Source organism: Photorhabdus sp. RM323S (assembly GCF_042879375.1).
GTDB classification, from domain to species: Bacteria; Pseudomonadota; Gammaproteobacteria; order Enterobacterales; family Enterobacteriaceae; genus Photorhabdus; species Photorhabdus tasmaniensis.
On sequence record NZ_JBHFKZ010000055.1, the window covers coordinates 1 to 20,805 of the forward strand.

Below are 20,805 nucleotides of genomic sequence, written 5' to 3' on the forward strand. Positions count from 1 at the left end.
CCCTCAATCCCCAATGCCAGCAGCTCCCCGGAAGACAGTTCCGCCAGGGCCTGATGACTCACTGTCTGGTTGACGGGCGTCTCTGATTGCCGACAACTCTTGATCCCCACGACCAGCCCCGCAATAACAAAAGCAGGCACGACCCACTTCACCAGACCGTTTGACTTAATTTGCATGGGGATTTCCTTGTCGCTTCATGGGCGTTTTTGACCTCACCGGTTCAGGCAGAAAGGCACGCTCAGGCCGCCCTTTCACCACCAAATAGATGGTAGTCGTGTCTTCCGGCGTGCCTGACGGTCCCAGCCAACGATGCTGAAAGGTCGCTGCTATGAATTGCCCCTGTAACCTGCGTGGATCAAGCACCACGTTCTCACGGTGGGCGTTACGTACTTTCAACGCCACCACAGCAAGGTTATCCACGCCCCAGCCCCCTAACGGGGAAACTATTACCGGCTCTGAGGGATACAATGTGGTTAATCGGGGTGGTAGCGCCAATGATACGGGGTGAATGCCGGGAACAGCTTCTACTGTACGCAGCGGTGCATACAGACTCTGCGCAGCATAACGGGTCAGGACCACCGGCAGCGGAGCCGTGTAGGACCGTTTTTGACGCCGGGCGGCCTGACGCTCACCCTCAGGAGAGGGAGACGTTGCTGACGTGTTATCCCCTTTGGCACTGTAGTGAGCCTGGTCGTTGTCCGTCAGAGTGGTCACGTCCCCGTGGTACACCACACGAACCGGCTCAAGGAGACTTTTTCCATTGGTGGCGGTCACATCCAGCAAAATCATTTCACCACTTTCCACATCCTGAAGTTGCAGCCGGGTCTGAACAAACGCATCACTTGGATACAAATACACTGCGCCACCGGTGCTTTGTACCCGCAATTTGCCATTCAACATCCTGGGAAAGCCAACCCGAACATTTTTATCCACAAAAACCACCCGCTCCTGTCCAACATGCAGGGCAACCGGCAGCGGGATGCGCTCCCACTTCATCAACTCCACGGCTTCAACGGGTGAAACTGCAACCAGCCCGGCGAATAATAATGCGGTCAATGCCAATAACTCGACGAATACCTGTTTTTTCACTGGAATATCCCCTTTTTCGCCGGTACCGGCTGCAATGCAGCTTCCAGCCGTTGCGGTGTACTGTCATAACAATCCAGTGCCAGACCAAACGGGTTACGCTCTGCATCCCCTTCCCAACGGGTAATTTTAATTGGGTAACGTACCAGTGCCCGTTTGACCGGCTCAGCGTGAAAATATTCATCAGCGACTAAATCTAACTTAATAACCCAGTTATCCCGGTCTTTTACCATCACATTGCTGTCACGAAAGCCCCGTTCTGGAATTTCATACACCACCCGCACGCGATCTTTTAGCTCACCCACTTGTGAGCGGTTTTGAGCATCCTGTTCCAGAAACACCTGACAGGAGGGAGTCAGATAAGGAGAAAGCGCGGCTATTTTCGCCGGATAATCGACTTCCCCGTCTTTTGGCCAGGCATTCAGTTGCTGAAAAATATAAAAACCAAAAGCATAGACCTGAGAGACAGGCACTTGCCACCACGGGCGAGTACTACCACTACGGACATCCGGCGGCGTATAAATGGTTAACTCTCTCGGTGCCATCATCCAGCCACTCAGACTCAGTAACAACAACAAAACCAGCACACCACAGGCCGCGCGTAACGTCAGGATATGCTGGTCCCGGTTTTGAATCGCATGACGAAAACGGCTCATAACCGCCCCATTCGGGCCATTACCCGGTGACGGCGGCGCAACGACCAGCGTTGTGATGTGATAATCAGTGACGGATCACCCAGACCCCAGCGCCGCTTTTTAACCTCCAGCCGTCGATAGAGATAATGCGCCGGTTTACCGCGTTTTATCCGTGCCAGGTATTTGCCGCCAAAGGCAATCAATAATAACGGCGCACTCAGTGCCACCGTCGGTATCATCACCCAACCCGTTACCGGTGTCAGTAACAAACCAATGACCGTGCCAGCTATCAGTCCCGTTAATGCAGTCCAGCCCAGCTCTGGGGTAGTAAATCCCCGGAACACGACAGGTTCGGCGTTAAGACGGTCAGGTAAAAAACGAATAGTCTGCACCATACTGACACTTCCCTGGGATTAAAAGAGAATGGCAGTCGATTTGCCCAGCAGCCAGATAACCGCCACTAACAGCACCACGCCAACCACCACAATCGCGCCAAATTTAGTCCAGGAAGCTCTGTCACTGCGAACTTCAGAAAAAGTATGGATTGCCGCGGTCGCCACATTGATAAACGCGATCGCGGCAACGACCAGCCCGCCTATCACGATGCCGTCCTGCAAGTAACCTTTGACGGTATTAAAAATGCCGCCGCCACTCCCGCTGGAAGGCGGTTCAACCGTTGGCAATGCCGCTGTCACGGGTTGACAAACCAGATAAGCCAGAACACTGAGTGACACTACACAGGTATTGATACGGACAAACAGGCGGAACAGTGACTGACATCCCCGGTTTAACAGATCCATTTCCTTTCCCCTTTTTTCCATTACAGGTTAAAAAACCGATTAGCTGGCAAACATCCAGATAACCATCACCAGCAACAACGCCACACGAATGACAAAACGGCTCATCGCCGCTTCACGGACCTTTTCATTGGCCCAGCCCTGCCAGACGTCTACCATTCCCCATGCGGCCCAGAGAAACAGCACCGCTATCAGTAAACCAATACAGAGAAATTGCATCACATGGGGATCGAGATTGCCGGAAGCGGCCCTGAATGCATTGAGTTGTACCTCGTTCACCGTATTCGCTCCTGACGATACTGACCGGTCACATCCAGCGCAGCCGAAGAAATCCCGGGTTGGGCACGGGAGGGGGTCAGATAGCGGTTAATGCCTTCACGGACAATATTGAGGTCCCGGTTAGCACGGAGATAATCAAAATGAAAACGGTCTGCCTGCCCCTCCTGAACGGCCAAAACCCGGGCACGTTCTAAACTGGCCTGCACCTGGTCAAGCTGTTTGAGTGTGGTGGCCAATTCATCTTTTTCTCCTGCCAGTACAGGCCAGCTCATTAATATCGTCAGGACAAAAAGACTATGGGAAAATAAACGGAAATAAACCATAGCATTACCCTAAATCTGCGTAGATATATACATCAACAGAGTGACGAAAAAGAGTAACGATTACAGTGAATAATTGTTTATCTGATTTTGAAAATTTTGGATACTTGAATTTAAGGTTGAAACCAGGGCGGGATTCCACTTTGTATTTAATTTAAGGGGCTGTCCTAGATAAGTTATTTGATCTAGGATATCCAGATGAGAAAAAGTCGGATTAGCCAATACAAGCAAAAACGTCTTCATGGGTTCTTCGTTGCCGGGGCTACAGCTCGAGTTAGTCGGTGTCAACAAAACGACTTCGGCTTACTATTTTCACCGCCTCAGAGTCCTTATCGCAGGTTATGTCGATGAATATTCTATGTTTGACGGTGAAGTCGAGATAGACGAAAGCTATTTCGGCGGTAAACGTAAGGGAAAACGCAGACGAGGCTCCTCGGGGAAAGTCCCTGTTTTTGGACTTCTCAAGCGAGGTGACAAGGTTTACACCCGCCTAATACCTAACGCTAAATCTGATACCTTAATGCCGATAATCACTGCCAAGATTAAGCCTGACAGCCTGGTCTACACAGACAATTTTGCCCGCTATGATGTGTTAGATGTATCCGATTTTAAACACTATCGAATCAACCATAGTACAGAGTGTGTAGATGCTAAAAATAGTCAAAATCATATCAATGGAATAGAGAATTTTTGGAACCAAGCCAAACGTCATTTGCGTAGATTTAAGCATACCAAAGGAGCATTTTGAGCTCTTTCTTAAGGAATGTGAGTGGAGGTTTAATACACCGGGTGTAAAAGACCAATTACACATTTTAAAACAAATAGTTAAAGGAAGAATATAATCGCGATCTAGGGCAGCCCCAAACATTTTTTATATTGAACATGTAAGACACTATTTTAAGGCTGATTTTCCCGGATTGGTCAGCTACACCTCCGTTTCCCCGTCATCAAGTATTTGAGAGCGTCTCACAGCAAATGAAAACGAGTACGGGCGTTTTATAACTTTAAACTTCATCTGATTATCAATGATTGTGGCAAACTTTTGGCGGTTAAGTTGATCTCAGGAAATTAGGATGATTGCTATCCCATCAAAGCGCGGGTACAAGGATTAACAGGATGGACGATAAAGGGTATTTATCACAGACCTTGTGCGATGAGCTGAAAGCAGAAGGAATAACGTTAATCACTCACCGCAATAATATGAAGGCAAAAGCATTATCTCTCTGGGATAAGCTGATGTTAAGAAGGCAATTTTTGATAGAAATGGTCATGGATCAGCTCAAAAATTTTTCTCAGATAGCGCATTCAAGACACCGCAGTCAGCTCGGTTTTTTATTGGAAATCGTCGCTGGCCTAATTGCTTATACATTCCAACCTAAAAAATCAAGCTTGAATTTACGGGATTGTGATATCGCTATTTTTAAACGAAACCGAGGTTAATTAAAACAAAGTACCGGATAAAAAAACAACACCTTGTCAATAATCTGAAGAAAGCCCGCTCTGCGGACTTTCTCCCTTAAAGATGGAAAGCTACGCGCTTACCCGTTGGAAGTGTCACATCAAGACTTAATTCGCCGCCTAATGCTTTCACATAGCGCTTAAGTGTTGATAGCCTTGGATCATTGTCAGCTTGTTCCATTCGAGCAACGGAAGGCTGTTTGACCCCCATAACAGCGGCCAATTCTGTTTGTGAAATTTTTAGCTCATCACGCAATTGGCTAAGGGCGATCTGGATACTGGCTTCTTCAACCCGTTCCGCGACTCGTGCCTGCATTTCAGGACTTTCTTTAGCCAACAGTTCTCTGTAAGTAGCCATGATTATTTCTCCAGTTTCGCAAGATGTTTACGGTACTCGGAATCAGCCAGCCGAATCATATCCTTATAGAAACGTTTCTCATTTAATCCCGTTTTATCGCCAGCACACAAAATAATTGCGCAGCGGGTAGGATCAAACGCAAAAAACGCTCTGATAGGATTACCAGCATGTTGTACACGCAGTTCCTTCATATTGGGGAAATCAGAACCACTCAATGTATCAACATATGGTCTGCCAAGTTTTGGGCCGAACTTTTCCAATACCCCCACAGCTTCATAGACTGACTCCCTTAGAGCATCTTCTTGAGCCAGGAACCACTCATCAAAACACTCTGTCGTTATGACTTCCCACATATCGACTCCATAGCCTATTTGTTATAATCAAGAATATAACGTATTCACTATAATTTCAACCATAGCGGCTCGATTTTATATTCTTTTTTCAACCGAAAAAGCCGAGTTTGAATTTACGGGGTTCTGAACTCGCTCTTCTTAAGCAAAGTTGAGATTAACTAATGTCAGTTTTGCACTTTGATGGAGGTACTGGAACAAAAGTTAAACGTTGAAGAGTGCTGATATGAGACAATATTTCAGCTATTTTATTTATTGCCTGCTGCTTATGTTTATAGTGATCTTCAGTTCGCTGTAATACGCTCTTTTTTAGATTTATTATTAGCCTATTTGTTTCACTGTAAGCATAACCTTTCCTGGCTGTATATTCACCATAAAAGTAACAAGTGTCGTCTTCTGCAAGATAGTAGTGATCTCTACGACTCAATTCATCAATTTTCGTAAGACGGTAAGTCACAGATGTTCCCTAATATCCTCATAGTCTTTAACCCTTATAGCCCCTAACGCTTCATATTTTGCCGGCCAGCTAATCGAAGTATTCTTGAAACAAGATTCTAATATAAATAATTTCCTGCCTTGATTCAAAGCCGCTCTAGCTTGCGTCATCGTTCCTGAGGTATCAGATGCCTCAACGATAATAGTCGCTTCAGATAATGCTGACATAGTCACATTACGCTCAGGAAAAAACAGACGATTACTACGGTAATCTTGCTCAATATAACGTTTAAATGGTACCTGGCTAATTAGCAAATAACTTTCTCTAATTGCCTTTTGGAGCTCACTATTCTGTCTTGGGTAAATATGAGACAACGGAGTACCAATAACCGCTATTGTGTTACCTCCCAACTCCAACGCAGTCGTATGAGCAACCGTATCGACTCCCTCAGCCAAGCCAGAAATAATAGTAAATCCATCATTCACAAGACTTTTAACTAGCTTTCTTGTTCTACGGCGACCTTCATCAGATATCTTTCGTGAACCGACAACAGCCACACACCGAGTATTAACTAAATCCCACCAACCTTGATAATAAAACAATTCTATTGGGTGACGAGCATCTCTCAATTTATCAGGATACTCACTAGCTCCATGCACTCTAACACCTAAATGCTCCACAGAATATTTATTAAGAATATATTTCAGTGACTTTTTGACAGACTCTCTTTTTTCTTCGGGGACGAGTTCAGATGGTATAGTACCATTAGGTGCTTGCCGGAACTTATCAGCAATAGTTTTAAATGTAGCGTCCTGCTCGGTCCACAACGCTTCATATGCCGCCATCTCCTCAAATGGAGATATCGCTCGTTCGAAGGAATCTGAAGATCCAAAATCAAGTTGCAACATTCTATCCGTTCCCAATTCATAGTATAAAAGGTTACTAAGAACACCTACTACAGTAACTGCCGAAAAGGCAGTACAAAAATATGCTAAATGGTTAACTGAGCAAATGCCATTATTTTTTCTTTTTACTGCAAAATTAGGCTTTTTTGCTGAGAAATCTAACAAAAATCATTAAAAATTTCACCCATGTTATTACATCAAAGATATTTCTTAAAAGTACTCATCATCACGGTAATAGAGAATCCTAATAGGAGAGCTGCGGGTAACAAGAGTAAATTAGGATACACAGCCGATGGCCAGGAGAGATATAGCAGACAGGGTACACAAAACGCCGGTTTCACAAACCGTTTGGCGTGATGATAGACAAAACTCGACTCATAAGCGGCACCATAACGTCTCAAGTCACGTCGACTTAGCCCTTCAACAACAGCAACACCTATAACCATCACAAACAATGGCAAAGACAATACCAGGATAGTGAGCCGGATAACAAAGGTTACGGTCACATATACCGTTGCCAACAGGTACTTCCGCAGATTTTGCGCCAGCCATACACGCCAATCGCTCAACTCTCTCACCATTTCATGGTGGCTCCGAGCTTGTACTGTATGCTGTTGGTTAATCCAGTCCAGTGTACCACTGTCTACAAGCACCCACTGATAACCCCATTTTAACCCGATATTAAGCGTAGTAGCCGGCTCTGATAACAGTAAGCTGCGGGTAAACTCTTTAGACAACCAACCGCTTTCCGTGATCATAACTTGCTGGCCGTGTCTCTCTCCCTGTTCCGGCCAGAAAAAGGCTATCCCAAGGTATTCAATGACCAAACTAAAAAACAACGATACCAGTAAGAAGCCAATGAGCATCCATGGCATATCCCACAGGATAGTTTTTAACGGACCTGATTTTTTCGGCGGCATCTGCTGCGATTTAGTTTTCTGTTGCGTCATCGTCAGCTTCCTCATCAAAAGTCAGCACCGCTGGATTTAACATCATATCCAGGTCAGCCTGACTGTCACTTGGCATTGCGCTACCCGACCACCAGGATTCACTGGTACGGTAATGTTTACGCATATCATCAGCGATTTTTTGCAGACTTGCCGGCATCAGGTCATCATCATCGGCTGCCGGCAACGGCATCCGGATCTTCCATAACCGTCCCCCTTCAAGCAGAGCAAATGCCTGACCTTTCGGCAAGTTAATCACCTCGGCGGGAGTAATTAACGGCGTTCTGATCGTGCTAACCCGGTCCTGAGTGTTAGAGGTAAAGTGACTGCCCTGCTCCGGACTGGAGATATCGGTAATCCCGGAGACCAAAGTTTTAGTGTACACTTCCACCTCCGGCAACTGGCGGGTTAGCAGCTCAGCGGTGTTATTTTCCCTAACACGCAACATAACTAAGGTATTAAAATTTCCTGTTACCTGTGCCGCTTTAGCACTGCTGCCAATGCGTGCTTCAATATCAGACAAGGTCTGAGTGTAAGCGGTTACCTCTATCCCGGCACCGCCCCCCTTGTTAATCAGCGGAATAAATTCATCGCCCATCAGCTCATTGAATTCATCACAATGTAAGCTAATGGGGAGTTTTCTCGTTTTACCTTCTGGCAAACCGTCATCCAGACCAAATTTGTAGATATGGCCAGCAACGGAAACCAAGTCTGCGAACATGGAATTGCCTACTGCCGAAGCCACTTCTGCATCCGATAAAGCGTCCAGCCCCACATAGACGATACCTTTCTTACGTATCACTTGTTGCCAGTCAAAGATGGGACGCGGATCATTCATATCCGTGTAATCTGGTGCCAACAGCGCGGCTATTTTCCCCGTGGTCAGTTTTTCCAGTAATGGCAACAGGGACGCCACAATTTTGTCAAAATAGGTGCGATCATAGCGAACCGCACTGCGCAACCCGTCCAGTATCGGATCATAGAGTTTTTTCCCCACTTCTGAGCTTAATGCCATTTCAATCGCCCAGATTTTCACTGCATTCGCCTGCCCCTGCATATTGCGTGGCAAATCGTCTTCCGTCAGCAGACCCAGGCTTTTCTCTACCTGCTCCCATAACACAGGCTGGCATTGCCTGATAATTTTTTCAGCATAAGTTTCATACAGTTCGCCAATATTGGTGACATAACGTAATATCAGGGTGTAATCTGGTCGCTGCCCCAGTGCCACCAAAGCGCGGGTAACGATATTGACAAAGCGCCAGGCAAACTCACGAAAAGCGGCACTGTTACCCGCCCCACTCAATTGTCCTGCTATACGAGAAGCGACTTCTGAAACCCGGCCAAAACGGCCAACAGCATTGTAACGGGCACTAATATCCGGCCAGCCCAGATGAAACACCTGGAACTCATCTTCCCGCCCGGCACGATGCGCTTCCGCCCACATGCGTTTGAGCAGGTCTGCATCCCCTTTCGGATCAAACACAATCGTGATATTACCCCGCCGGATATCCTGTGTGATGAGTAACTCTGCCAGCCGGGTCTTACCAACACGGGTTGTACCGAGGACCAACATGTGCCCGACCCGCTCACGCAAATCCATTGACACATTGACTTCATCCGGTTCAATGCCATGCAATGCTGGATTGCCTCCTACTGGCGGCAGTGGCCTCACCGGGTTCCACGGAGAATCACGTTGCGTCAGACGATATAAAGAGGGAAATGGGTACTCTAACCGCTGCTCAAATGCCCTCGCTAATTGATAATACCGGGAAAGTTGAACATAACGTTCGACTTCCGGGCGCAGGGTATCCAGAAATCGTTGCGTATGTTTTTGTTGCCAAAGAAACCCTTTCCCCAGAAACAATCTCTGATGACTGACGGGCACCTGGTGGCTGGCCATCACATAACGGGGCAATCGCCGGATATGACGCCGATAGCGCAGGACCAGCAGCCCTTGCCAAAACCGGATACCGGACAACACCCCAAAACCCACAGCTGTGACATCACTAACCGACGGTGACAGCGCTACAGCCCAAGGGGCTGAAAGACAAATCCCCGCGGCTACCGCTGCAACCACAGCCGTATTCAGTTCTACCGCCGGACGCAACAGGGTTTCAATCACATAGCGATCACTCATCAATCACATGACCGTTGAAAATGTGAAGGACACAGCCAGTCTCGTTTCCCTGCCAGCAAATCAAGCAGGCGCTGACCACTGATAAGCTGAATACGTGGATACGATTTCAGTAATGTTCGGCTTGTAGGGCTGATGCGACCGGTATGAATAAAAAAGCCATCACATTGCTCTTTAATCAGCAACGTACCAAATGCCTGAATATGACGGGCTGCAATAAACTGGCTGTAACGTTTGGCCTGAATCAAATAACGCTGCCTGGCGATAAACACCTGACCGTGCAAACCATCATCACCGCTGTAACGACAGTTGCGGATGACGGGCAGCCCCTGACGCTCGAATGCCAACAACAATAATTCTTCAAAAACATACGGGTTGATTTTGCGTAAATATCTTAGGCGTTGTGCATCTCCCGCTAACTGAGGTAACCGATCCAGAATACGGGCAGCCTGTGTCCGGTAGTGACGATGACGCCATGACTGGGCTGATAATGAAGGCAAGTTGAGCCACAGCACCACAATCGTCAGCAACAGCCCCAGTAGCAGTAACCATACTGGACAGCCCTGCTGCCACACGGTGTCTAATACCGGATGACGGGGCCACATCAACGCACCTGCTGGGTTAAGCCAGTATCGGTAATCAACACTGGATAATGCTGTAAGCGCAAACGACGAGCCAAATCACTGCCGGAAGCGGGCGCCAATACTAATCCCTTTGCAAGCTGACGCAGTTCATCCAGTTGTGCTTTATCCCGCACACTGACCAGCAACCCCACCGCCTGCTTTTTCCGAAGACCAACCAAATTTTTCTTCAACCACTGTTTTGACCGGGCATCATCCCCAATCATGAACAACGCCCCCATTCCCGGCAATTGCAACGGACGAGCGTCAACAGGTCCGGGAGACAATTCCGGCGTTTCCACGGGTAACATGCCCCCTTCGGTTAAATCTGGCGGGATCACTTCCGTATTTAAAGAAGTAGTCAGTTCATTGTCCTGAGCGTTAATGGCATCAAAATACGCTGCTGTAGATTGTCCACCCAAATCAGCCACAATAGTCAGTTCAGCCTGAGAACAGGGCGTCAATATCATCATCATTAAAAATAAACGGCAGCGATAACGGATTAAGTTATGGATTAACATCTTCTTTATTTTTCCTTCGGTTCAATCCAGGTCTGTGTCGTATTAGCCACAGCAATATTGGTGGACAAAACAGGATATCGGGTCTCTAACGTACTCAGTTTACGTGCGACAATTTTCCGATACTTACTCGCGGGTTGACCGCCAGCGGGATGGTGATAACAGCCTGCCGCATTCAACCAACTACCCGGATTGGATTGATAACAGGTTTTCAGAATACGGGCTGCCGCATGAAGATTAGTATAGGGATCCAAGGCATCCCAATAAGAACGAAAATAATGGCCGTTCCAGCCTAAATTCACTTGAGTAATCCCCACATCAATACGTTTGAGCGGTACGCTACGCATAAATCCCTGCAACGCCTGCCAGACCGCTTGTCGGGTTGCATAACGATAACTTTTTCCAGCCACATTGAGCGTCCACGGCCAGGGGCGTTCATGTTTCTCCTGTGGCAAACGTTTTGCCGATTCAGCCAGTGCCAACGCATAAAGCACTTCGGCAGGTACGCCATGAACCCGCGCAATCTGCTGGTACCCAGGCGGAACAACCTGTTTTACCGCAGCGGCCATACCTTCTGTCACCCAAAAGAGACTTCCCGCCACAGCGAGACTCAAAATGCCACCACACGCCATCCGTCATTCTCACGTTGTAGTACGACCGGCATTTTCCCCTGACCAAATTGTCGCCATCGCCCTTTGTCATGATTGAGTGCGATTTTTCGGCTACGGACTTTTTCTGATGGAATATGATGTTTACCTGCCCAGGTACGTAAAACATCATCGTTGCCTTCGCTATCTACCAGGTAAATATCCACCTCACGATCAGCTGACAAGACAGCAGCCAGCCGGGCATCACAAGCCGCGCAATCCTCTTTCACAAATAACGCCAGCCGCCCTTGATTACCCTGTGCGATTCCGTCCCCCTTGCCTAAATTAACCGGCAAAATATTCGGCGCCAGACGCTTCCAGGCCGCATCCACCGCCCGCTGGAACGCCAACTCTTTTTCAGTACGGACATATTCCTGTTTAACCCACAATTCTGCATAACGTTGACGCTCTTGTACTGTTTCGGCCTCAATACCCAATGCACTCAACGGATCGAGCCCAGGAGACTGCATGCCCCGTCTACCTTGCATCAATTGCTGATAACGCTGAAACTCTGCTTCTGTCAGTCCCCATATTTGCGCCTGAATACGGTGGTTTTCAGCCTGCGTGACCTGTTGCTGAGTCGTTTTCATTCCCGTCGCTGTCTGTTCAGAGATAGCAACCTGTGCCGCCGAAGCTGACAGAGACACAACACCACCAATCAGCATCAACCACTTCTTCTGGCTGAAAAAATCTTTTCTCATCATTATCTCCCGTTGACTGACAGAGTTTGACGGTGCCCTTGTACCTGGAACAAAGCCTGATGATCGGAGATACTGACCAACGTCCACTCAAATGCACTTTCACCCGGAGTCAGTAAACGCATTTGAGATAGTTGGGAATGAGGATCTGTGTCTCGTGGAATAATAACGGCATAAACTTGTTCTCCCCGACGTTCAATACCAGAAAGCATGAAAGGAGCCACTATCCGTTTCTTCGTTCGAAGAGCCTCCCGGTCAGGTGTGCCAACTTTTCTGCCAGAATGCTTTTCCTGCTGAGATTTCCACGCGATTAATGCGTCAACGCGCATTTCTTGCTGTTTCACGGTATTTTTCAATACACTTACTGCTTCGGTAAGATCCTGATGCGCACGGCTTAAATCAGTCACTGACCGTACCAGCGATTTCTGTTGGTCGTTGACGGATCCCTGTTGCGCTATCAATGCCTGATGAAACCGGTCATTTTGCATTTGCCAGTCCTGACGGGAGACAAAGCCGGTATCCGCTTTATCAAACCGCTCGTGCAGCTTTTGCACCTCATCAGGCAAATGCCGGAATGATCCATTTCGCATCAATGACTGAAATTCCACTAACTGATGATGTTGCTGCCGTACCACGAATGCCAGCAATGCGATGCTGACAATGACAATGACAAGCAATATAGACAGATACCCCAGACATTTTTTTAACGACAACAACCTGGATTGGGTCTTTTGAGAAACCGCCTGCCGCAAGCTGTCAATTTCAGCTTCAGACGTCGGCGACAGAGGCGGTATTTCAGTTGTCATACCATAACATCCTTGTTTGTTTTATTTAGCACCGTGCCTGCCATACTTTTCAGTACTATCGGGTTGCCTGACAAAACAACCGACACAGAAATGCGACTTATTCAGGTCGTGATTAGAGTCTAATCATACGATTACCCGATACCGGGCAGAATACTGGGCAAAACCAGAGAGGATGACGATAAAAAATTCAACATGAAAAAATGAAAATTATCCCCTCAATATAGATAAAATCTATGGTCACCACGTCAGGCTGCCCATTCTGACGCATCGTCTTTTTAAAGAAACGCAGTGCAGCCTTTCTATCCCGATGAGCCGTCAGCAAAAAATCAATTGTATTACTGCTCGAATCCACTGCCCGGTAAAGGTAACGCCATTGCCCTTTGATTTTGATTCAGGTTTCATCCATGCGCCACCGACGCCCAACAGTGGGCTTACTACGCCGGTAATGTTTAATCATCAACGGAACTAAACAATGAACCCAACGAGAGAGCGGGGAATGATCAACGGCAATCCCACTCTCCGCCATCATTTCTTCCAGATCACACAGGCTCAGTGCATGGGCCAGATACCAGCGAACATACTGAACGATAATATCAACAAGATAGTGCAGACGTTTGAATGCTTCTCGAGTCAGGGACATCGTCAGTTCAACCAATAAAAAAATGCAATATTATCCAAACAGCGCTTAATGCAACAGAAAAAGTGTCTAAATCATTATTCATTAGATTGACTAATTAGATTAAATTTGTTTATATGATGTGTGTTCTTTTTTAATTGAGTGTAATTAAACCAATTATTGATTGAATTACAGCCATAAATATATATTTCGTTTTTTTGTGCTTTTTATGGACTATTGCCATCAGACTTTGGGAGCGAATTCTCAAGGCGGTAGCCTGTCTATTTATTAGTTGTCTTATTGGGTTACGCCGTATTTTGCCACTGAAAAACGACATTCCTTCACATAGCGTATTCGGACACCTCTTCGGCCTTAATATGCCCGGAGCAGTTTGAATCAGCCTTCAGATGCTGGGTGGCTGAAACTCTTCCGGTCTTATCACGCCAGGTGGTTAGGGAAAGATCACGAAAAGTATGTTTTTCGAACATAAATCGCATATTTTCTTAACGAAAATGAAACACACCCATCAAGTAGATATCCAACTAACCATAGTAGTGAACAAGGAATATTGTACCGAGGACAGGCTACATCAATCTTTGCCATGTATAACATCTAAAAGGCAAAGTATAAGTGATCAGCAAGTCTACGTTACGAACCCCAAATTGTTAACTAGTAGTCAATAAGTATCAAGGCGTTATAACTTGGAACATCTAATATTAATGTTTAAGGATACCTCCGATGCCAATGCTATTATCAAATACCCAAGAACGATTTTTTTTTGAATGGAAACTAACTCCCAATAGCCCTGCATTTAATACTCCTTTAGTATTCAAAATACAAGGTAATATAAATGTTAGCGCATTAAATTCAGCTTTGGCTTCAGTAGTGAAAAGACACAACACATTGAGAACAGTTTTTATAGAAGTCAATGATAAAGTTTTTCAAAAGATTCTGGATGATTTAGTTCCGGAAATGGAATTGGTGGATTTAACAGACATTCCTTCATATAAACAAAACGAAGTTAAAATAGACACTATAAATAAAATTATTAGTAAACCATTTGATTTAACAAAAGCACCCTTATTTAAATTTTGCCTAATTAAACTCTCATCAGAAAAATTTTATTTAGTTTTTAACTTGCATCATATTATTACCGATGGATATTCTGCAAACTTTATTCTACAAGATTTATCTTTCCATTATAATCAATTCATTATAAAAAATAGTGTCATTTTGCCAAATATAAATATCTCAATTAATGATTACCTCGATTATGAAGAGAATCTTATCAATAAATCTGAAGGATTTAAAGAAGGAATCAAATTTTGGCTTTCTGAATTAAAAGGGGCTGAATTACTTATCAATCTACATGATAAAACTGCCGAAGAAACAACATATGATTTCAATGGGAAAAGATATTATTTTGATATTTCAGACGAATTAACCCATAGAATAAAAATTATTTCTAAAAAAGTAGGAGTAACTACTTTTATTTTATTAACTGGTCTTTTTAGCATATTAATTCGTTACTATACCGGGCAAGATAACATAACGTTAGGTTATACAAAATCAAATAGAAATAAAATGTTTAGCAATCTATTTGCCTGTCTTTTAAACCAATTGCCAATGCGTATAAAACTCAATGGTGATCTAACTTTTTCACAATTACTTGAACGTATAAAAAAGAACCGTAAGAATGCTCGTCAATATGAGAATGTTCCTACTAATATAATTCTAAGGTCGCTTAGAAAACAAGAAAATGCCTCCATACTCAGATTATATAATGTATCTATTTTAAGGACAAACTTTGTAACTTCAGGCCTTAATTTCACCAATGCCTGTTCTGAGTCTATTCTTATTGATACAAAAACCTCCAAGGACGATCTTACTTTCATCTATGACGAAGGTGATTCTCTTCAGTTTGCATTTGAGTATAAAACCGCTCTATTTAGCGACGAATATATTATTGAGATGGCACATAGTTTCACTACTTTGCTCGAAAATATGCTCAAAAATCCAGATAGTAAAATCAGAAACATGCAAATTCTCGAAGATCAGAGATTAAAAGAAAAAATTCAAATAAATATAGAGCCTAGGATAGATAGATTACCTAACCTAACAATTTATGATCTATTTAATAAGCAAGTGTCGTTGGTACCAAATCATGTTGCGATAGAAACAAGCCATATAAAATTAACCTATGCAGAATTGAATCAAGAAATAAATTCCTTAACAAATTTCTTAAAAGAAAAATTGATAAAATCTAATATAAATAAAAAGTTAATTGGATTATGCTTTGATCGTAATTATTACATGGTTGTTTCCATATTAACAGCATTAAGATTGGGTATAGGATATTTACCCCTTGATCCAGGATATCCAGAAGAAAGATTAAAATATATCAGCCAAGATGCTGATTTAGAATTGATTCTCACAAATACAAACGTGTTTAATAATAATAATTCGCTAAAATCAATTAACTGTGACTTAATTTGTGTGGATTCAATAGAATCCCAAGTAAAAAATGCAGTGATTAATTATCCAATATCACCGGACGATTTAGCATATGTCATTTATACATCTGGTTCTACAGGGAAGCCAAAAGGTGTAAAAATCGCCCAAACGAATATAATAAGCTTTGTTCTCAGTGCTATTATAGAATTTAATTTTCAAAAAGAAGATAGTTTCTTGGGTATAACTTCCTGGAGCTTTGATATTTTTCTTTTAGAAATATTATTACCTTTATTGACCGGAGGGAAATACATACTTTATGACCAATCCGATAAAAATGACTTTAAAAAAATAAGTGAATTTATAAAGCAAAAGAAACCTACGTTCGTGCAAGCAACGCCCACCTTTTGGGAAAGCATTCTAACTTTTCTAACTGGTTACAAAAATAAAATAAAAATCTTATGCGGTGGGGAACCTCTTACCACAAGTGTGAAAAATGGTTTGCTTAACATCAGCCCAAATGTTTGGAATGTTTACGGCCCTACAGAAACTACGATCTGGTCTACTGTTTATAAACTATCAAACGATCAAGCAATTAAAATAGGTTATCCTTTTAATAATACTGAATTATACGTCCTCAATAAAGACCTTAACCTCCTACCTACTGGCGTTATAGGAGAGTTATATATTGGAGGGCTAGGCGTTGGTCAAGGTTATCTAAATCAGGGGATTTTAACGAAGAAACATTTTCTACAAAATCCTTTTTCAAACTATAGCAATAAACTCTCACCAATAATATATAAAACCGGTGATTTAGTTAAATCAGGCAAAAATGGAGTGCTAGAGTATATAAGTCGCTGTGATTCTCAAGTAAAAGTCCGGGGGCATAGAATAGAGTTAGGTGAGATAGAAAAAGCGATTGAGCTTGAAGAGAAAATTGCTAAAGCAATCGTTGTTGTGGTTGAAACTAATAATGGGAAACAACTATTTGCCTATTATATAACTAAAAATAAGAATATCGTAGATCCAACAATAATACGTCAGCAAGTACAGCTTCATCTTCCATATTATATGGTACCTACACACTTTATTGCCTTACAACAATTTCCTACATTACCAAGTGGAAAAATAGACAGAAAAAAAATATCAATATTGAAACCCCAAAGTGGGGTTGTTGAAAAATATGATGAAGAGAGTTTCACAGAAACTGAAAAGCAAGTAGCTAATATTTGGAAGAATATACTGGACATATCCAGCCTAACTCATGAACAAACTTTTTTCGAACTAGGCGGTGATTCTATAACGGCAACAAAAGTTATTTATCGTATAGAAGACTGTTTAAAAATCACCCTATCAATTCGTTCTATTTTTGAACACTCTACAATAAAAAGCCTATCAGAATTTATTGATAATAACATAATTAAAAATACTCATGCTATAAGTATTAAGCCAACACCATCACATATTAAATTATTGTCATTAAAATCCCCACTCTCAGATGCCCAAAAAAGACTTTGGTTTCTATATAAGTTAAATAAGCAAAGCCCTGTTTATAATATCTCTGAGGCCTTTATGCTTAACGGAGAAGTTAACGTTATTGCTATCAAATATGCTTTAGAACAGCTGACTAAACGACATGAAACACTACAAGGAAGATTTATTGATACTGACGGAGTAACTATTCAGCAATATGATAAAGATCCCCATTTGAATTTCCAGGTTATAGACCTTTCTACTTCAGAGAACCTAAAGAGAGAGAGTATTTCAGATATAATTTCTAATGAAAGTAATAAATATTTCAAGTTGGAAGAAGAATCTCCATTTAGAGCTTTATTAATTAGTATCAAGAAAAAAAAACATATACTGGTTGTTTCTCTACATCATATCATTTCAGACGGATGGTCTATGGGAATTCTTTTAAAAGAATTTGCCATATTATATAAAAATTATGTAGTACAAGACTCTGGAATCCTACCGCCTTTGAAATATAAATTCAGCGATTATGTTGTTTGGCGAAATGAAAGATTAAACTCATCATATATAAAAGAAGGAATTAATTATTGGAAAAAACGCCTAGAAGGATTACCTGCACTTCTCTCATTACCAACAGATTATCCTAGACCCCCCATCTTCAGTCACCAGGGTAAAAGAGCAAGTTTATCCATATCCAAACAGCTAAGTGATAGATTAAATCTATTATGCAATGAACATAACGTGACGTTATTTATGCTATTATTAGCGGCTCTAAAAACCCTCCTGTTCCGGTATACTGGCCAAAAAGATATTGTTGTAGGAACACTTGTTGCCAATAGAAGTCACCCAGATTTTGAAGATATTGTTGGGTTCTTTGTTAACACGCTCGCTATTAGAACAGAGTTGGACGAGAAGTTTACTTTCCATGAAACTCTAAACATTATTAAAAATAATACATTAAAAGATTTTTCAAACCAAGAAGTACCTTTTGAATCTATTATTGAAGCTATCAACCCGACACGTTCTTTAAGTTATACTCCTTTATTTCAGGTATTATTTGTTCTACAAAATACACTACCAAAAAACATAGATTTAAGTCCCCTAAAAATAGAATTAATTGATCCTCAATTGAATGTTGCAAAATATGATCTAACGCTTTCATTAAATCCGACAATACAAGGGTTACGAGGATACATTGAATATAGTACCGATCTTTTTACTGAAGAAAGCATCATTAATATTATTGATAATTATAAAAACTTATTGGAAAAGCTTACTCAAAATATTGATGAAAAACTAAGTTCAATAGATTTTATTTGTTCTAAACAAAAAAATAATATATTAACTGAATATAGCGGCAGCAATAAAAAATATAATCTTAAAAAAGATATTATTCAAAGATTTGAAGAGCAGGCTACCCAATACCCTAACAATACTGCAATTATTGACAATAAGGCACACACTTCAATTGATTATCAAACATTAACCAAAGAAGTCGAAATATTAGCTAGATATTTACAGTCATTAGGAATAAAAAAGCAAGACAAGGTTGCAATTTGTCTTCAACGTTCTGAATCACAAATTAAAATTATATTAGCTGTATTAAAAATTGGTGCTATATGTGTTCCTATTGATAACGCCATGCCTAAAAATAGGATTTTATCAATCTTACATGATGTCACTCCTGCTATTCTTATTAGCAAACATATTGGCGAAATTGAGAGTTATGACTATTCTAATATACAATGCTGTCAAGTGGCCGAGCTTCTTCACAGTGCATTTAATCTTAATATAAGTAACGGTTATATAGAAAGAAATAATAATTTTAATACAACTGATTTAGCCTATATTATTTATACTTCTGGATCGACCGGCGAACCTAAAGGTGTTGGCATAACTAGAGGATGTCTATCAAATTTAATTGATTATCATATTGCTGATTTGAAACAAGACACACCGATATCAACACTCTATTATTCACCTCTAACATTTGATGTCTCTTTTCAAGAGTTATTTAGCACCTTATCTTGTGGTGGTACATTGCATATCATTCATGAAGATCAGAGAAGTGATTTTAGATGGCTATCATCGTATATTGATAACAAAAAAATAGAGCGAATTTTCTTACCTTATGTAGCACTAAATATTTTATCTGAAACAGCAACAAGTATTAATATATTTCCTAAACAACTAAAGCATGTCATTACAGCAGGTGAAAAATTAGTCGTCACACCAGCAATAAGGACTTTCTTTTCTAAATTACCAGGTGCAAACCTTCATAACCACTACGGTCCAGCAGAAACACATGTTGTAACAGAATTTATCCTAACCGGACAGCCAGAAACATGGCCTGATTCTCCGCCAATTGGTAAGCCAATAAGAAATGCTGAGATATATATCTTAGACCCAAATCTTCAGCCATTACCTATAGGAGGAATCGGTGAAATTTTTATTGGAGGTATACCTGTTTCGCCTGGCTATATAAATAAAGTAGATGAAACCGTTGCTAGATTCCTTTTTAATCCGTATTCCAATGATGATTTTAATTTATACCGCACCGGTGATATGGGATATTGGAGATTTGACGGTAATATTCAATATATCGGTCGACAGGATTATCAAATAAAGAATAGAGGATTTAGAATTGAATTAGGGGAAATAGAATCAGCATTAGATAAGTCTAAGTATATAAAAAAAGCTGCAGTTATTAATAAGCCTTTAGGTCAGGAAAAAGTAAGAATTGTCGCTTTTTGTATAGTGAATGAAACTAATTTATCCAGTGAAAATTATATAGAAATTATATTTAACGACTTAAAAGAATCCTTACCCGATTATATGCTTCCGGCAAAAATATTTATAGTTAAAGAATTACCAATCACGGCCAATGGTAAGGTTAACAGAAAAAAACTACTAAGTGTCAAAGAAGAAAATGAAGTTAAAAAGGTTAATAACAAAAACCTTAATGAGTATGAAAGGAAAGTATTCCTTATCTGGCAAGAAGTATTAGGTCACGATAAATTCAGTATAACCGATAATTTTTTTGATGTTGGCGGTAACTCCCTAGCGATGGTTCGAGTACAAAATGCTTTATCTAAAGAATTTAATAAAGAAATTAACTTAATTGAAATGTTCAAATACACAACCGTATCTTCAATAAGTAAATATTTAAACACACCACACATAGAAACAAATAAAAACCAAAGTATTGCAAGTGAAAAATTAATATTACGTAAACAGTTTCTCCTGCGAAAGCAGAATAATAAATCCTAAT

General features: G+C 41.9%; 19 protein-coding genes and 3 pseudogenes. 5 read left to right on the plus strand and 17 right to left on the minus strand.

Annotated features, from left to right (window positions below; all coding sequences use genetic code 11):
• Positions 1–165 precede the first annotated feature (165 nt).
• The 6 genes from ACGF7G_RS18260 to ACGF7G_RS18285 are packed head-to-tail and all read right to left on the minus strand — an operon-like array spanning position 166 to position 3,120.
• Entirely contained in the window at positions 166–1,089 is a 924-nt protein-coding gene (locus tag ACGF7G_RS18260) for a TIGR03749 family integrating conjugative element protein (protein WP_387467375.1), read from the minus strand.
• Positions 1,086–1,742, minus strand: a complete 657-nt coding sequence (locus tag ACGF7G_RS18265) for a PFL_4703 family integrating conjugative element protein (RefSeq protein WP_387467377.1) — start codon at positions 1,740–1,742, stop codon at positions 1,086–1,088. The genes ACGF7G_RS18260 and ACGF7G_RS18265 overlap by 4 nt, the downstream gene beginning before the upstream one ends.
• Entirely contained in the window at positions 1,739–2,113 is a 375-nt protein-coding gene (locus tag ACGF7G_RS18270) for a TIGR03750 family conjugal transfer protein (protein WP_387467414.1), read from the minus strand. Before ACGF7G_RS18270 ends, ACGF7G_RS18265 begins: the two co-directional genes overlap by 4 nt.
• Before the next feature lie 21 nt (positions 2,114–2,134).
• Positions 2,135–2,521 (minus strand): TIGR03745 family integrating conjugative element membrane protein, encoded by a 387-nt coding sequence (locus ACGF7G_RS18275; protein WP_036807923.1) that lies wholly within the window; start codon positions 2,519–2,521, stop codon positions 2,135–2,137.
• Positions 2,522–2,560: 39 nt separating this feature from the next.
• Positions 2,561–2,797: a TIGR03758 family integrating conjugative element protein gene (locus ACGF7G_RS18280; RefSeq protein ID WP_387467379.1), complete on the minus strand. Its 237-nt coding sequence runs from the start codon at positions 2,795–2,797 to the stop codon at positions 2,561–2,563.
• Positions 2,794–3,120: an RAQPRD family integrative conjugative element protein gene (locus ACGF7G_RS18285; RefSeq protein ID WP_387467381.1), complete on the minus strand. Its 327-nt coding sequence runs from the start codon at positions 3,118–3,120 to the stop codon at positions 2,794–2,796. Before ACGF7G_RS18285 ends, ACGF7G_RS18280 begins: the two co-directional genes overlap by 4 nt.
• A 195-nt stretch (positions 3,121–3,315) precedes the next feature.
• On the opposite strand from ACGF7G_RS18285, the pseudogene ACGF7G_RS18290 reads away from it, so the two are divergent.
• The 3 genes and pseudogenes from ACGF7G_RS18290 (at position 3,316) to ACGF7G_RS18300 (ending at position 4,557) form a co-directional block, all read left to right on the plus strand.
• Positions 3,316–3,959 (plus strand): annotated as a pseudogene (locus ACGF7G_RS18290) (IS1595 family transposase).
• Positions 3,960–4,138: 179 nt separating this feature from the next.
• A complete protein-coding gene (locus ACGF7G_RS18295; RefSeq protein WP_262979665.1) occupies positions 4,139–4,189 on the plus strand; it encodes a hypothetical protein in 51 nt (16 codons plus the stop codon).
• A 44-nt stretch (positions 4,190–4,233) separates the two neighbouring features.
• Positions 4,234–4,557, plus strand: coding sequence for a transposase (locus ACGF7G_RS18300; protein WP_387467383.1), 324 nt, complete (start codon positions 4,234–4,236; stop codon positions 4,555–4,557).
• 76 nt (positions 4,558–4,633) lie between these two features.
• On the opposite strand, the gene ACGF7G_RS18305 is transcribed toward ACGF7G_RS18300, so the two are convergent.
• The 11 genes and pseudogenes from ACGF7G_RS18305 to ACGF7G_RS18355 all read right to left on the minus strand — a co-directional run.
• Positions 4,634–4,933, minus strand: a complete 300-nt coding sequence (locus ACGF7G_RS18305) for a helix-turn-helix domain-containing protein (protein ID WP_058588837.1) — start codon at positions 4,931–4,933, stop codon at positions 4,634–4,636.
• Positions 4,934–4,935: 2 nt separating this feature from the next.
• Positions 4,936–5,286, minus strand: a complete 351-nt coding sequence (locus ACGF7G_RS18310) for a type II toxin-antitoxin system RelE/ParE family toxin (RefSeq protein ID WP_387467384.1) — start codon at positions 5,284–5,286, stop codon at positions 4,936–4,938.
• Between the two features lie 450 nt (positions 5,287–5,736).
• Positions 5,737–6,789 carry a DNA-processing protein DprA gene (locus ACGF7G_RS18315; RefSeq protein ID WP_387467386.1) on the minus strand — a complete coding sequence of 351 codons (1,053 nt, stop codon included), beginning with the start codon at positions 6,787–6,789 and terminating at the stop codon, positions 5,737–5,739.
• Between the two features lie 32 nt (positions 6,790–6,821).
• Complete coding sequence (locus ACGF7G_RS18320; protein ID WP_387467388.1) at positions 6,822–7,574, minus strand: TIGR03747 family integrating conjugative element membrane protein; 753 nt, start codon at positions 7,572–7,574, stop codon at positions 6,822–6,824.
• Positions 7,555–9,708: a type IV conjugative transfer system coupling protein TraD gene (traD, locus tag ACGF7G_RS18325; protein WP_387467390.1), complete on the minus strand. Its 2,154-nt coding sequence runs from the start codon at positions 9,706–9,708 to the stop codon at positions 7,555–7,557. The genes ACGF7G_RS18320 and traD overlap by 20 nt, the downstream gene beginning before the upstream one ends.
• Entirely contained in the window at positions 9,708–10,310 is a 603-nt protein-coding gene (locus ACGF7G_RS18330) for a restriction endonuclease (RefSeq protein WP_387467391.1), read from the minus strand. Before ACGF7G_RS18330 ends, traD begins: the two co-directional genes overlap by 1 nt.
• Entirely contained in the window at positions 10,310–10,846 is a 537-nt protein-coding gene (locus tag ACGF7G_RS18335; protein WP_387467393.1) for an integrating conjugative element protein, read from the minus strand. The genes ACGF7G_RS18330 and ACGF7G_RS18335 overlap by 1 nt, the downstream gene beginning before the upstream one ends.
• 5 nt (positions 10,847–10,851) lie before the next feature.
• A complete protein-coding gene (locus ACGF7G_RS18340; RefSeq protein ID WP_387467395.1) occupies positions 10,852–11,475 on the minus strand; it encodes a transglycosylase SLT domain-containing protein in 624 nt (207 codons plus the stop codon).
• Complete coding sequence (locus ACGF7G_RS18345) at positions 11,454–12,191, minus strand: TIGR03759 family integrating conjugative element protein (protein WP_387467396.1); 738 nt, start codon at positions 12,189–12,191, stop codon at positions 11,454–11,456. Before ACGF7G_RS18345 ends, ACGF7G_RS18340 begins: the two co-directional genes overlap by 22 nt.
• Before the next feature lie 2 nt (positions 12,192–12,193).
• Positions 12,194–12,994, minus strand: a complete 801-nt coding sequence (locus tag ACGF7G_RS18350) for a hypothetical protein (RefSeq protein WP_387467398.1) — start codon at positions 12,992–12,994, stop codon at positions 12,194–12,196.
• Between the two features lie 229 nt (positions 12,995–13,223).
• A pseudogene (locus ACGF7G_RS18355) lies at positions 13,224–13,634 on the minus strand (IS6 family transposase); the annotation flags it as partial.
• Positions 13,635–13,918: 284 nt separating this feature from the next.
• On the opposite strand from ACGF7G_RS18355, the pseudogene ACGF7G_RS18360 reads away from it, so the two are divergent.
• Positions 13,919–14,063 (plus strand): annotated as a pseudogene (locus ACGF7G_RS18360) (ISAs1 family transposase); the annotation flags it as partial.
• A 285-nt stretch (positions 14,064–14,348) separates the two neighbouring features.
• The gene (locus ACGF7G_RS18365) at positions 14,349–20,804 is read left to right on the plus strand and encodes an amino acid adenylation domain-containing protein (protein ID WP_387467400.1); all 6,456 of its coding nucleotides are present in this window, start codon (positions 14,349–14,351) and stop codon (positions 20,802–20,804) included.
• Position 20,805: the final 1 nt, after the last annotated feature.

Coding starts and splice junctions, on each gene's coding strand:
- ACGF7G_RS18365 (WP_387467400.1), top strand. CDS start 14,349: ATGCCAATGCTATTATCAAATACCCAAGAACGATTTTTTTTTGAATGG.
- ACGF7G_RS18335 (WP_387467393.1), bottom strand. CDS start 10,846: ATGTTAATCCATAACTTAATCCGTTATCGCTGCCGTTTATTTTTAATG.
- ACGF7G_RS18265 (WP_387467377.1), bottom strand. CDS start 1,742: ATGAGCCGTTTTCGTCATGCGATTCAAAACCGGGACCAGCATATCCTG.
- ACGF7G_RS18285 (WP_387467381.1), bottom strand. CDS start 3,120: ATGGTTTATTTCCGTTTATTTTCCCATAGTCTTTTTGTCCTGACGATA.
- traD (WP_387467390.1), bottom strand. CDS start 9,708: ATGAGTGATCGCTATGTGATTGAAACCCTGTTGCGTCCGGCGGTAGAA.
- ACGF7G_RS18350 (WP_387467398.1), bottom strand. CDS start 12,994: ATGACAACTGAAATACCGCCTCTGTCGCCGACGTCTGAAGCTGAAATT.
- ACGF7G_RS18275 (WP_036807923.1), bottom strand. CDS start 2,521: ATGGATCTGTTAAACCGGGGATGTCAGTCACTGTTCCGCCTGTTTGTC.
- ACGF7G_RS18345 (WP_387467396.1), bottom strand. CDS start 12,191: ATGAGAAAAGATTTTTTCAGCCAGAAGAAGTGGTTGATGCTGATTGGT.
- ACGF7G_RS18305 (WP_058588837.1), bottom strand. CDS start 4,933: ATGGCTACTTACAGAGAACTGTTGGCTAAAGAAAGTCCTGAAATGCAG.
- ACGF7G_RS18330 (WP_387467391.1), bottom strand. CDS start 10,310: ATGTGGCCCCGTCATCCGGTATTAGACACCGTGTGGCAGCAGGGCTGT.
- ACGF7G_RS18340 (WP_387467395.1), bottom strand. CDS start 11,475: ATGGCGTGTGGTGGCATTTTGAGTCTCGCTGTGGCGGGAAGTCTCTTT.
- ACGF7G_RS18300 (WP_387467383.1), top strand. CDS start 4,234: ATGGACGATAAAGGGTATTTATCACAGACCTTGTGCGATGAGCTGAAA.
- ACGF7G_RS18320 (WP_387467388.1), bottom strand. CDS start 7,574: ATGACGCAACAGAAAACTAAATCGCAGCAGATGCCGCCGAAAAAATCA.
- ACGF7G_RS18310 (WP_387467384.1), bottom strand. CDS start 5,286: ATGTGGGAAGTCATAACGACAGAGTGTTTTGATGAGTGGTTCCTGGCT.